The sequence below is a fragment of the Streptomyces sp. NPDC088197 genome, assembly GCF_044741185.1.
In the GTDB taxonomy this organism is placed as follows: domain Bacteria; phylum Actinomycetota; class Actinomycetes; order Streptomycetales; family Streptomycetaceae; genus Actinacidiphila.
The window spans coordinates 106,637-120,954 of record NZ_JBIUSD010000016.1 but is presented as its reverse complement, the minus strand read 5'-3'; the positions used below and the strand labels follow the sequence as shown (position 1 = coordinate 120,954).

Here is a 14,318-nt window from a genome sequence, read left to right as displayed (position 1 = left end):
CGGCTGTGCCGGGGGCACTCCTGAACCCGCCATCCCCACTCACCTCCGCCACTCGCGTCCCGGCGCCACGGGCCCGCCGCTCCCGGCGGACCGGCGCGGCCCCGCGGTGCCCGTCCCGTATGCACCGTTATGCGGTGCTTCACCGCGAGAAAGATACCCCTCGGCCGCCGCTGTCCCGGCGGCCCGCGCCGCATATGCTGCCCGCCGTGAAAACGTGGACGAACGCGCATCGGCTCTGGATACTCCTCGCGGGCGCCGCGGCCGTGGCGGTGGCCGCCACCGTGACCGCCCTGGTCCTGACGTCCTCCGGCCCCGGCAAGGAGCGGGCCCTGCCGCCGGCCCGGGCGCGTACGTACACCGACCAGCAGGCGTGTCTGCTCACCGGGGAGCGCGGTCTGGCGGACCCGGCGGCGGCGCCGGTGTGGGCGGGGATGCGGGACGCCTCGGCCGGGACGCACGCGAAGGTCAGCTATCTGGCGATGGCGGGGGAGCAGAGCGCGGCGGCGGCCGGGCCTTATCTGGCGACCCTGGCCGACCGCAAGTGCACGGTCGTCCTGACGGTCGGCGCGGCCCCCGACGGCGCGGTCCCGGCGGCGGTACCGAAGTTCCCCGGCACGCGCTTCGTCGTCGTGGGGGAGAAGGCCGTGGGGAAGAAGGCGGGCGGTACGGGCGGTACGGCTGACGCGCCCGGTGCGAATGTCACCGCCGTGCCCGGGGGCTCCGCCGCGAGCACGCGCAAGGCGGTCGAGGCCGCCGTGACCGACGCGCTGCGTCACTGAGGCGTCGCTGAGACGTCGTCGAGGGGGTCCGCCGACGGGCCCGCGCGGGCTTGACCTCTCTTGCCCAAAAGCAGGGCGAAAGGCGGACCAAACCCCTCCATCGTAAAGATCGTTCCCGGAACGAACCGGGACAGGGGTCACAAGTCGCCGCGCTTGATGATGTACAGGCAAAGAGTGTCCCCGGATCGTCCCCACGATCTATCCGCGGGTGAGGAAAACGGTCACGATCGGCAAGTTTTCTGTGTCGATCCTGTCAGGAGCCTGTGCCGTGCGCGCATCCTTCGCCCGTCGTTCGTCCCGGAGAACAACCCTCCGTCGCCGATGGCTGCGTGCCACCGCGATGCTGTCGCTGATCGCGCTGGCACTGGTGCTGACCACGGAGCAGGCGGCGGCGGACGGAGCGACCCTGCCCGCGCTGTCGATGCCCAGCCTCGCCTCGCTCACCGCGTGGCTGAAGCACCCCCACTGGGGGCGCGTGCCGCAGCAGGAGAGCGGCACCGCCGCCGGGCACAGCCACCGGGCGACCGCGGACTCCACCCGCGCGCACGTCGGCGCGGGGCACAAGCCCGGCAAGGCGCCCGGCGAACTCGACGCCTACCACCCGTTCCGCAAGGCGTCCACGTCCGGCCGCAGCGGTGTCGTCGGCGGCTACTCCGCCCGCACCAGCAAGCGGAACGCGGCGAAGTCGACCGACACCGTCACGGTGTTCGACAACGCGGACGGCACGCACACCCGCCGCGTGTCGCAGACGCCGGTCAACTACCGGGACGCGCACGGCGCCTGGCAGCCGATCGACACCAGCGTGCACCGCCGGGCCGACGGCCGCCTCCACGAGGCGGCCAACTCCCTCGGCGTCGACTTCGCGCCGCGCTCCTCCGCGCCGGACCTCGCCACCTTGCGCACCGACGCCGCGCACTCCGTCGCGTACGGCCTGTCCGGCGCGGCCGACGTCACCGCCGCCGTGTCGGGCGACCGGGTCACGTACCCGGACGCCCTGCCGCGCACCGACCTGGTCGTCGCCCCGTCCGCGACCGGCGTCAAGGAAGCCGTCGTCCTGCACGCGGCGAGCGCCGCCAACTCCTGGCTCTTCCCGCTCAGGCTCCAGGGCCTGACCCCCGTCCAGGTCAAGGACGGCTCGGTCGAACTGCGCGACGCCGCGGGCAAGGTGACCGCCCGGATACCGCGCGCCTACGCCTACGACTCCAAGGTCGACCGCCGCTCCGGCGAGCCGACGACGACCTACGCGGTCGACTACCGGCTGGTCGCCGACCACGGCGGCACCGCCCTGAAGGTCACCCTCGACCCGGCGTGGCTGCACGACCCCGCGCGGGTCTTCCCCGTCACCGTCGACCCCAGCATCGTCGACGGCTGGACCACCACCTACGCCGAGTCCGGCAACCCCGCGGGCGACCACTCCTTCGAGCAGACCGTCAAGATCGGCTCGTACGACTCCGGCACGCACTCCGCCAACACCTTCGTCAACCACTGGTACGGCGGCTGGGACGGCTCCAAGGTCACCGTGACCGCCGCGTCGCTGCACCTGTTCGAGACCTGGGCCTCCACCTGCACCGCCGAGCGCTTCGACGTCGCGCTGATCACCGCGCCGTGGACCCCGACCGGCGTCACCACCTACCCCGGCCCCTCGCACGGCGCGTCCATCGGCAACCTCACGCCCAGCGTCCCCATCGCCTGCGCCAACACCGCCGCCGACCCCACCAAGGGCAACGCGGTGGAGGTGCCGCTCACCACCGCCTCCATCCAGGGCTGGATGAACGGCACCACCCCCGACTACGGCCTCGCGGTCTACGCGGCCACCACCGACGCCCTGCACTGGAAGCAGTTCGGCTCCTTCGCCGACGCGGGCAAGGGCCCGTACATCGACGTCACGTACACCGGCACCACCCCGCCGCAGGTCTACCAGCAGTACCCCAACGACAACGAGGTGGAGTACACCACCACCCCCCAACTGACCGCCTGGTCCGGCGGCGCCAACTCGCAGGCGAACACCACCACCAAGTACGACTTCCAGATCTACGACAACACCAACACCAAGGTCGTCGACTCCGGACTGCTCACCACCGGCTCCTGGACGGTCCCGGCGGGCAAGCTCAAGTGGGGCCAGAGCTACTCCTGGACGGTGCAGTCGCAGGACGCGGGGCTGTACTCCGGCGCCACCTGGTACCAGATGGCGATCCAGGTCCCGCAGCCGCTGATCACCTCGGGGCTGTCCCAGAACAGCAGCGACCACGGCTACGACCCGTCGATCGGCAACTACACCACCTCCGACACCGACGCGACCGTCTCCACCGTCGGACCGAGCCTCGACGTCGACCGCGACTACAACTCCCGTGACCCGCGCTGGACCGGGGCGTTCGGCGCGGGCTGGTCGAGCATCTTCGACGCCCGCGCCACCGAGCAGTACAACCCGGCGGGCGCCGTCGTCTCCAACGTCGTCACCTACCCGGACGGCTCCCAGGTCGGCTTCGGCAAGAACGGCGACGGCAGCTACTCGCCGCCCGCGGGCCGCTTCGCCACCTTCAAGGCCGTCACCGGCGGCTACACGCTGACCGACAAGAACGCCACCGTCTACGCCTTCACCCAGTCGCTGGGCTCCGGCGCGTACGGCATCACCTCGGTCACCGACGCCAACGGCCGCGCCGTCACCTTCACCTGGACCAGCGGCCACGTCACCACCATGACCTCGGTGACCTCCGCCCGCGCCCTGCACCTGACCTGGCAGACACCCACCGGCGCGAGCGCCGCGCACGTCGCCACCGTCGTCACCGACCCGGTCACCGCGGCCGACCCGAACTCCGCGCAGACCTGGACGTACGGCTACACCAACGACCAGCTCACGAAGGTCTGTTCGCCGATCTCCAGCACGCAGTGCACCGCGTACAACTACACCGCGGGATCGCAGTACCAGAACGCCGCGCTCGACCTCGACCCGCGGGCGGTGTGGCCGATGTCCGAGGCGTCGGGCACCGTCGGCAAGGACGCGGTCCTCGCCAACCAGGGCACCAAGAACCTCGCGTACAGCGGCGTCACCTACGGCCAGGCGGGCCCGCTCACCGGGTCGGCCGCCACCGCCATCGGGTTCAACGGCACCAGCTCGTACGCCACCCTCCCGTTCGACATGGGCAACAACACCGACTCCGGCGCCCTGTCGCTGTGGTTCAAGACCTCCGCCGGGCCCGGCGTGCTCTACTCCTACGCCTCGCAGCCGGTCACCGCGGGCGACTCGCCCGGCGGCTACACCCCGGCCGCCTACGTCGGCACCGACGGCAAGCTGAAGGCCGAATTCTGGTACAGCGGCGGCATCGCGCCGATCAGCACCACCGCCTCGGTCGCCGACGGCAAGTGGCACCACATGGTGCTGTCCGCCGCGGGCAACAGCCAGACCCTCTTCCTGGACGGCGCCAAGGTCGGCTCGGTGTCCGGCTCGATCTCCATCCAGCCCGGCATCGCCTTCGGCAAGAACCAGCCGTACAACACCCTGGGCGCGGGCTTCCTCGGCGGGGCCTGGCCCGACCAGCCGCACTCCAGCACCACCGACAAGACCGGCTACGCCACGTACTTCAACGGCGCGATCGCCGACGCCGCCTGGTACGACCGCCCGCTGGTCGCCGCCGACGCGAGCGCGCTGCGCACCTACGGCACCCACGCCGCGAGCCTGCTGAGCACGGTCACCCGGCCGTCCGCCAAGACGTACCACGCCATGACGTACGACCCGGCGACCACGGCGCTGACCCAGCTCACCGACGAGAACGGCGGCGTCTGGAAGCTCGGCGCGCCGACCGTCACCGGCTCCAGCCAGACCTACCGCGGCGCGGTGCTCGGCGGCGCGCCCGCCACGTACTTCCGGCTGGGCGAACCCGCGGGCGCCACCACGGCGCTGGACGAGACGCGCGGCGGGACCGGTACGTACAACGCGGTGACGCTCGGCGCGACCGGGCCGTTCAGCGACCAGAAGGCCGCCACGTTCAACGGGACCAGCTCCTGGGTGAAGGTGCCCGACACCGTGACCGGGGACACCGCGGCCTCCGCCGAACTGTGGTTCAGCACCACCCACGGCGGCGCGATCCTGCTCAACACGCAGAGCGGCGCGATCGGTTCGACCGTCTCCTCCACGACACCGCAACTGTGGATCGGCAGCGACGGCAAGCTCTACGGCGGCTTCTACACCACGTCCGGCTCGGTGCAGATGGGCACCACGGGCACCGTCACCGACGGCAAGTGGCACCATGTGCTGCTCAGCGCCGGAGCCACCAGCCAGACCCTGTACCTCGACGGCGCGCAGGCCGCGACCAAGACGGCCACGGCCGCGCTGTCCAACAGCGCCAGGACCACCGCCTACATCGGCGCGGGCACCACCGGCTCCGGCTGGACCGGCCTGACCAACGGCACCGTCGCCTACTTCAACGGCACGCTCGCCGACGTCGCCACCTACCGCACCGCGCTGACCGCGCAGGACGCCGAGAGCCACTTCCAGGCGGGCAAGAACTCCACCGGCCTGCTGCCGGTGGAGACCGTCAAGGTCACCTCCCCGGCGAACAAGGTGACGACGTACACCTACGACGTCGTCAACAACGAACGCCAGCTCACCGAGACCGACGGCCTCGGCAACAGGACCAGCTTCGGCTACGACACCGGCGGCTACGAGCACACGGTCACCGACCCCAACGGCGCGATGACCGTCACCGGCCACGACGTCCGCGGCAACGTCGTCTCCTCGACCACCTGCCAGAATCAGGCGGCCAAGGTCTGCTCCACCGAGTACTACACGTACTTCCCCGACGACACGACGGAACAGCTCACCACCGCCGACCCGCGCAACGACGTGCTGCTCACCGAGCGGGACGGCCGCTCCTCCTCGGCGACCGACCCCACGTACCTGACCTCGTACACCTACGACGCGTTCGGCGACGAGACCGCGGTGACCGGACCGCCGGTCGCGGGCTTCCCCAACGGGCGCGCCTCGACCACCGTGTTCAGCGACGGCACCGCCACCTATCCCGCCGCCGACAGCGGGAACGTGCCCAAGGGCCTGCCGGTGCGGTCGGTCTCGCCCGGCGGCGCGGTCAACTCCGTGTCCTACTTCCACAACGGCGACGTGGCCTCCTCCACCGACGCGGTGGGCCTGGTCACCAGCTACACCTACGACGGCCTCGGGCAGGTGCTCACCAAGAAGGCCGTCTCCGACACCTACCCCGCAGGTCTGACCACGTCCTACACGTACGACAAGGCCGGGCAGATCACCGAGGAGGACGACCCGCAGCTCACCGACCGGGTCACCGGCGCCACCCACGCGGCGGCCACCACCACGGTGTTCGACGCCGACGGCGACATCACCTCGCAGACGGTCAAGGACCTCAGCGGCGGCGACGCGCCCCGGACCGAGACCCAGACCTACGACGCGTACGACCACGTCCTCACCCAGACCGACGCCAACGCCAACGCGGGCGGCGCCAACGGCGGGACGACGACGTACACGTACGACACGTCGGGCAACAAGACGCAGGAAGTGTCCAAGTCGGGCACGGTCACCAACTACACGTACGACGACAACGGGCACCTGCTGACCCAGACGCTCCAGTACACCGGCGACCCGGTCAGCCCGCAGGCCGCCACCACGCTGACGGAGTCCTCGCGGGCGTACGACCCGGCGGGCCGGCTGGCGTCGGTGACCGACTCGATGGGCGCCACGACGTCGTACACCTACACCGACAACGGCCTGGCGGTCACCGCGACCAAGAAGAGCGCCGACGGCACGGCCTCGACGGTGCTCCAGACCACCACGTACGACGCGGCCGGGAACCAGTTGTCGCAGACCACCGACAACGGGCAGACGGTCGTCAACTTCACGGTGGACGCGGCCTCCAGGACCACGAGCACCACCGTGGACCCGACCGGCGTCGACCGGGTGACCAGCGTGTCCTTCACCCCGGACGACCAGGTCGCCACCCAGAACGAGCACGACTCCTCGGGCTTCGACCGCACCACCTCCTCCACCTACGACGCGGCGGGCAACACCCTGACCGAGACGCTGCACGGCGACGCCTCGGGACACCCCTCCGCCTGGTGGAAGCTCGACCAGACCACCGGCTCCACCGTCACTGACACCTCGGGCAGCGGCTACACCGGCGCCGCCTCGGGCGTCACCTGGGGCGGCGACGCGGCGACCTTCGCGGGCACCTCCGGCCAGCAGATCGCCACCAACGGACCGGTGCTCAACACCGCCGGGTCCTACACCGTCTCCGCCTGGGTCAACATGGCGTCGCTGCCGACCCACAACGCGACGATCGTCGCCCAGGGCGGCACCACGGCCAGCGCCTTCTACCTCCAGTACAACTACGCGCACACCAGCGCGCCGCTGTGGAGCATGGAGCAGACCAGCGCCGACACGGCCGCGCCGACCTTCCCGTCCGCGTACTCCACCGCCGTGCCCAAGACCAACACCTGGACGCACGTGGTCGGCGTGTACAACGTCGCCAACGGCGCCAGCCAGATCTACGTCAACGGCGCGCTGTCCGGCAGCGGCACCAACACCGCGCCGTGGTCCGCGAACGGCCCGCTGACCATCGGCGCGGGCAAGTACAACGGCGCGCCGACCGACTTCCTGCCCGGCGCGGTCTCCAACGTGCAGGTCTACCCGCGCGCGCTGACCGGCACCGAGGTCAACACGCTGTACGGCAACGGCCGTACCGGCGGCACCGTCGGTTCCTCCACCGAGCAGACCACCCGCTACACGTACGACAAGCGCGGGCTGCCGAAGTCGATGACCGACGCGGACAACTTCACCACCGACTACTCCTACGACGAGGCGGGGAATCTGGCGGTCACCACCGCACCCGCCGTCCAGGTCGAGACCGGCGGCGGCCAGCCGGTCACCCAACGGCCGGTCACCACCAGCGGATTCGACACCTTCGGCGAGGCCGTCGAAGAGGTCGATCCGACCGGCAACCAGACCACCACGGTCTACGACGCCAACGGCAACAAGGTCTCCGAGACCCTGCCGCCGTACACCCCGGCGGGCGCGTCCGCCCCGCTGGCGGCCACGTCGACCTGGTCGTACGACTCCGACGGCAACCAGATCTCCTCCACCACACCGGGCGGGAAGACCACCGGCTTCCTGTACGACCAGCTCGGCGACCTCGCGCAGGTCACCGAGCCGGACGGCACCAAGCTGCACACCACGTACGACACCAACGGCGACCAACTCTCGGTGACGGACGGCACCGGGGCCGTCACCCAGGCCACCTGGGACTACCTCGGCCGGCAGGTCACCGCGACCACGCTGGAGCGCTTCCCCTCCAACCGGGTGCTGACCACCACCAACTCGTACGCGGTGACCACCGGGAATCCGTACGGCGCGAATCTGGCGTCGACCACGACGCCCGCCGGGGTCACCACCACCTACGGGTACGACCGGGCCAGCGAGGTCACCTCGGTCACCGACGGCGCGGGCAACACCACCAAGTACACGTACGACTTCATGGGGAACCGGCAGAAGACGATCCAGCCGGACAACACCTGGACCGAGACCGACTTCGACGTCGCGGGCAACCCGACGCTGAGCACCCAGTACGACGCCGCCAACACGCAGCTCAGGCAGACCCACCAGGTCTACGACGGCGTCGGCAACCTCACCGCCTCCACGGACGCGAACGGCAACACCAGCCACTTCACGTACGACGCGGCGGGCACCGTCACCCAGGAAATCCAGCCGGTCACCGCGACCACCTCGATCACCACGTCCTTCGGGTACGACGCGGCGGGCAACAGGACCCGGTTCACCGACGGCCGCAACAACTCCTGGCTGTACGGATACACCCCGTGGGGCCAGCAGGAGACGGTGAAGCAGCCGGCCACCGCCCAGTACGGCTCGGCGGCCGACTCCACGACCACCAACGTCTACGACCTCGACGGGCAGTTGGTCTCCAGCACGCTGCCCGGCGGCGTCACCCACACGATGACGTACGACCAGCTCGGCAATCTGAAGACCGCCTCGGGACAGGGCGCCGACGCCGCCACCGCGACCCGCAGCTTCACCTACGACCACGACAACCAGGTGACCGCCGCCGACACCGCGGAGGCGGGCACCACCGGCGCCAAGGACCACCAGGCCGCCACCCACGAGACATTCAGCTACGACGACCGCGGCGACCTGACGTCGGCGGGCGGCTCCGGCGGCTCGTCCAACTTCACCTACAACGACGACGGTTCACCGCTGACCCGCTCGGACGCGGCCGGCACCACCTCCTACGGATACGACACCGCGGGCCGGCTGTCCACGCTCAACGACGCGGCCTCCGGCACCGCGCTCACCTACGGCTACAACACGCTGAACCAGACCGCGTCGGTCAAGTACGGCGCGAGCGGCCAGACCCGCACCTTCACGTACAACACCGCGCACGACCTCACCGGCGACACCCTGACGCAGGGCGCCAGCACACTGTCGGCCATCACCTACGGCTACGACAGGAACGGCAACCTGACGTCGAAGAACACCGTCGGGGTCGCGGGCGCCTCCAACAACGTCTACACCTACGACCAGGCCGACCGCCTCAGCTCGTGGAACAACGGCACGGCCACCACGAACTACTCCTACGACGACTCCGGCAACCGCACCCGCGTCGGCGCCGACGTCTACACCTACGACGCCCGCGACCAGCTCACCTCGGACGGCGTCCACAGCTACGCGTACTCCGCGCGCGGCACCATGACCTCGGACACCTCCACCGCCAACGGCCAAGTCGCCTACTCCACCGACGCGTACAACAACCAGATCACCGCGGGCACGCACTCGTACACGCTCGACGCGTCGGGCCGGAACATCACCGACGCCAACTCGGCCGACCAGTCCTCGCGCGCCTTCCAGTACTCGGGCGCCGACAACACCATCGCCGCGGACGGCAACTACAGCTATACGTACGATCCCGGCGGCTCACTGATCGGAATCAACGGCGGCACCGCGCCGGGCACCGGCCAACTGGCCCTGACCGACAGCCACGACGACGTCATCGGGAACTTCGCGCCGGGGGCGACCACCCTGGCCGGTTCCACGACGTACGACCCGATGGGCAAGGTCACCGCCAACAACGGGCTCATCGGCCACCTCGGTTTCCAGTCCGGCTGGACGGAGGCCGACACCGGCAAGGTCGGCACCGCGTCACGCTGGTACAACCCGGCGACCGGCACCTTCATGAACAAGGACTCCGCGTCCGTCAACCCGGTGCCGAACGAGGCGGCGGCCAACCCCTTCGCGTACGTCGGCGACAACCCGCTCGACGGCACGGACCCCTCGGGCAACTGGGGCCTGGGCAGCGTCTGGCACGCGGCGAGCCACGCCGTCAGCCACGCGGTGAGCAGCACCTACCACGCGGCCACCTCGTACGCCTCCAGCAGTTGGAGCTCCTTCAACTTCTACGCCTCGTACGCCTATTACCACTACACGCCGCCGATCGTGCACAAGGTCGTGCACGCCGCCAAGCGCGTGGTGAAGAGGGTCGTCCACCACGTGCGGGACGTCTACCGCGCCACCGTCCGCTACACCCGCCGCGTCTACCACTACGCGGCGCGCAAGGTGAAACGCGTCGTCCACGCCGCCGTGCACGCCGTCCACTCGGCCTACCACGCGGTCAAGAAGGTCGCGAAACGCGTGGTCCACGCGGTGAAGAAGACCGCCAAGGCGGTGGCGAAGGCATCCAGAACCGCGTATCACGCCACCGTCAAGGCCGTGAAAACCGCGGCCACCTACGCCAAGCACCATGCGGCGGCCATCACGTCCTTCGTGGTCTCCACCGCCGTCTTCATGGGCTGCGAGGCGGTCACGGCGGGCGTCGGCTCCATCGGCTGCGCGGCGGTCGCGGGCGCGGCCGGGTCACTGGTCGAGCAGGGCTTCAAGTGCGCCGAGGCGGGCGGCGCGGCGTGCAGCGCGGGCGCCTTCGCGACCTCCGCCGTGACGGGCGCCGTCGCGGGCGCGATCGGCGGGGCGCTCGGGTCGCTGGGCGGCAAGGTGCTCAGCAAGTTCGCCCCCAAGGCGATGGAGGCCGTCGGCGGGCTGTTCGGCAAGGGCGCCACCGAGGCCGAGGAGGCGGCGGCGGGCGACGCCACCCAGACCGCGGCGCGCCAGGGCGAGTCGGGCGCCGCCAAGTCGGCCACCGACAGCGGGACCTGCCACAGCTTCACGGCCGGCTCCCGTGTCCTCATGGCGGGCGGCGGCACCAAGGCCATCGACCGGATCAAGGTGGGCGACTCCGTCGTCAACTCGGTGCCGGGTGCCTCCGGCACGCAGAGCCACAAGGTCACCGCGGTGATCGTGACGACGACGGACCACGATTTCGTGGACGTCGGGGTGAAGCCGGTCGCGGCCAACGCCGTGACGTCCGCCGCGAAGAAGGTGGTCCGGCGCGCGGCCCTCGGCCTCGCGGCCTCCGCGGCGGTCCTGGGCGCCCTGGGCGCGACCCACCACGCGGCCGACTCCCACCCGGCCACGGCCCCGGTGGCGGCGGTCTCCCCGGCCGCCCCGACGCCGGTGAACGGCCACCTCACCACCACCTTCCACCACCCCTTCTACGACGAGACCCAGTCCGCCTTCGTCGAGGCCAAGGACCTCCACCAGGGCGACCTCCTCCAAACCCCCACCGGCACCGCCCAGATCACCACCGTCCGCCTCTTCCACGCCCACACCACCACATACGACCTGACCATCGGCGACCTCCACACCTACTACGTGGAGGCCGGCGCCACGCCGGTCCTGGTCCACAACTGCAATGAAAAGCTCGCTGACCTCCCGGTCCATGAGAGGCCGACGCGTTTTTATGCGAAGGCGAGTGAGATGTTGGACCGCATCCAGGGGAACCCTGCGACTCGCGAGCAGATGTATGGCAGCGCCGATGCAGGGCATGGCGGTGTGACTTCGCTGAGTAATGACGACCTGATCCGATTCGGCGGGCCGAATGGGCGTGAACCCATTACCGGGTTCAGGGATTTCGCTCCTGGGGATGATATAAATCTTCCCGGATCCCGGCTGCATATCGCTGACGGGAATAACAGAACCGAGGAAATAAGGAACCGCGTTCTGGATGGGCGGATGCACCCGGATACACTCATTGAAATGATGATTGGAGGGAACTAGTGGAGGCGTGGGCTGTCCGACTGGAGTCCTCCGTACGCTTCACGGCGTACGTGCTGCGTGGGGATGGTGAGCTTCCCGAGAGGACCTGGGTATGCCTGCGGTCCCCTGAATCACTGCCGCCGGTGTCCTGGCTCGGTTGTTGGAGCACTCAGGAGAGGGTCGATGCTGGTCAGGTGGGACAAGTGCTGGACGCCATCCAGCAATCGATTGAGGAGCCCGTGGCTGTTGGTCCTTATGGGCCAATAGTCAGAGCTTCGATCTACTTCGATTCTTGGGATTCTTGGGGAGGTGGGTCTCCGCGTCCGATTGTTGGGTTCCGGCCGTGGGAATCCAATCCGAGAGGGATCGAAGAAATAGGAATTAAATCTCTCGACTTCTCGCACGGAGGTGTGCGGGTCGAGGTTTGAGATGCCTTGCTGGGACGATTCCCTGTAGGGATTTCTGAGGAATTACACTGCTGCCCCCACTGGAGAATCCGGTGGGGGCAGCAGTGGTCTGGGAGGGGGTTTGACGGCAGCGCTGACGGCAACGTCAGCGGACGATCAGGCTCCAGCACTTCATAGAACAGCGCGAGGGGCCGTACCTGGGCTGAACCGTATGATGGCAGTAGTTGAAGGCAACAACCACGGTTTTCCCGCAAACCACGGACGTCAGCGGAACGCAAAACGCACGCTGACCAGAGACGCTTGGCTCTTATACCTATTCGCGGGGCGCTTGGCTACTCTGGTGATCGAGTCCTTTCTATCAACGGCAACCTTATCGAGGATAATCGGGCCACTTTCATGCGCTCACGGGTCAAGGCATGCCAGCGGAAGAGGCAATCCTTCACGCATGACCGGGGAAATTGGCTACGAGAAGCGGCTTCGGTGCGCTACGGTCTCTTGAACGTGTTTGGCGAGCCAGGGGCACACTCCACGGTCGAGCCAATCTTTACGAGACCTAAGGGGTGCAAGGGTGTCCATCGATGACTGGGCCGCAGAGGCAGGCCGCATGCAGCGGGAAGGGGCATCGATTATCGACATCGCTGCCTTTCTTCGGGCGTTCGGGGAAAATGGCGGAAGGAAGATTAACGCGGCATCCGCTCTCGGCAAAGAGTATGGCTGGTCAGTAAAAATGAAGCTTGAATTGTTGAGCTGGACCGAAGGTGGTACCACGGACCAAGAGCTGATATCCCTTGTTCCGTCCTGGTTTCCTGGCGGCTAATTTAATCTCAATTATCCCACTGGGTCGGACCGCGTCGTGGAGCAGACCTTTGCCCTGCTCCACCACTTCAAAGGACTTGCTGTTCGGTGGGAACGCCGCACCGAACTTCACGACGCCTTCGAATCTCTGGCCCGCAGCCCCATCTGCTGGAGACGTCCTAACAGACCCGCATCATGACGCTTCAGAAGGGCAGCGGCTCGGCGTCCGGCGGCTCGGCGTATCCCAGGGCCCACCGGCCGGGGACGGTCTCGCAGATCGCCTCCAGGTCGGCCATGGTCCGGCCCCGGACGTGCAGCCAGCTGTGGGTGCCCAAGCCATCCTGGCGCAGCAGCTTTCCCGGGGCGGAGAACCAACGCACTGGAAAGTCCTCCGGCCCTGTCCACATCGGATAATCGGGCAGTGCGACCCGCTGGAAGCGGTCAGGCACCGTCCCAAGCAGGTCCGCCGGCAGCTCGCACGCGTTGTACAGCCGACCTCCGCTGCCGAACAGTGCCTCGCTCAGTACGAGCTCGACGCAGGCCAGAGACACCCGGTCCAAGAACGGCACCCAGCCGTGCCGCGCCTGGACGAACACCGGCGGATCGTCTTGCTCAAGGTCGCGCAGGCGCACGCCCCAGAAGGCGCAGCCCTGGTTTTCGCTACGGAAGACGAGGACACCGCCGCACTCGTCATGCACGAACATCTCGGCGGGCGGCAGCAGCGGATCCTGGTTGGCGATCAGGCCGGACCGCCTACCCAGGAGCGTGTAGACCTCGCGCAGCGCGGCCGGCAGGGAGCAGCCGAGCGTCGCCTCGGCTTGCGCCAGTTCCGCTGCCGGCGTGCCGTCATCCTCGGTCAACGGTGCGTCCCAAGCAGCGGCGAAGCCGCGGACAAAGGCCCACGCCCGCCCCTGGTCGGTGACTCCGCCGTAGAGAGCCTGGGCCACGTCGAACACGCCGGTCATGCCGCGAACCGTACCGGAAGCACGCGGCGCATCACCCAGAGACGATCGGGCCGCCAGCGAGAGCAGCCCTACCGGGCGGGTCCGAAGTCCTGGTAGAGCACCGAGGCAAGCAGATCGCGTGACGAATTCTAAGCGGTCAGAGCACTAGCGCGACTCCGTTGCCTGCTTGCGGTCCTGGGGGATTTCACAGGTTGCATCAACCGCGAGGTGTGAACGTGACAGTGGAGGTGAACCCGTGAGGGCGGTGGATGCG

At 69.0% G+C, this 14,318-nt stretch carries 4 protein-coding genes; 3 read left to right on the top strand and 1 reads right to left on the bottom strand.

What is annotated here, in order from left to right; genetic code table 11:
- The first annotated feature begins 206 nt into the window (after positions 1-206).
- The 3 genes from ACIOC1_RS29750 (at position 207) to ACIOC1_RS29740 (ending at position 13,122) form a co-directional block, all read left to right on the top strand.
- Positions 207-779, top strand: coding sequence for a hypothetical protein (locus ACIOC1_RS29750; RefSeq protein ID WP_401857012.1), 573 nt, complete (start codon positions 207-209; stop codon positions 777-779).
- A gap of 268 nt (positions 780-1,047) precedes the next feature.
- On the top strand, positions 1,048-11,919 hold the full coding sequence (locus ACIOC1_RS29745; protein ID WP_401857010.1) for a LamG-like jellyroll fold domain-containing protein: 10,872 nt from the start codon (positions 1,048-1,050) through the stop codon (positions 11,917-11,919).
- A gap of 954 nt (positions 11,920-12,873) precedes the next feature.
- Positions 12,874-13,122: a hypothetical protein gene (locus ACIOC1_RS29740; protein WP_401857008.1), complete on the top strand. Its 249-nt coding sequence runs from the start codon at positions 12,874-12,876 to the stop codon at positions 13,120-13,122.
- A gap of 181 nt (positions 13,123-13,303) precedes the next feature.
- Here the strand turns inward: ACIOC1_RS29740 and ACIOC1_RS29735 are convergent, their stop codons facing one another.
- Positions 13,304-14,065: an SMI1/KNR4 family protein gene (locus ACIOC1_RS29735; protein ID WP_401857006.1), complete on the bottom strand. Its 762-nt coding sequence runs from the start codon at positions 14,063-14,065 to the stop codon at positions 13,304-13,306.
- Positions 14,066-14,318: the final 253 nt, after the last annotated feature.

Excerpts from the sequence above, each read along its gene's own strand:
- ACIOC1_RS29735 (WP_401857006.1), bottom strand. The coding sequence starts at position 14,065 with ATGACCGGCGTGTTCGACGTGGCCCAGGCTCTCTACGGCGGAGTCACC.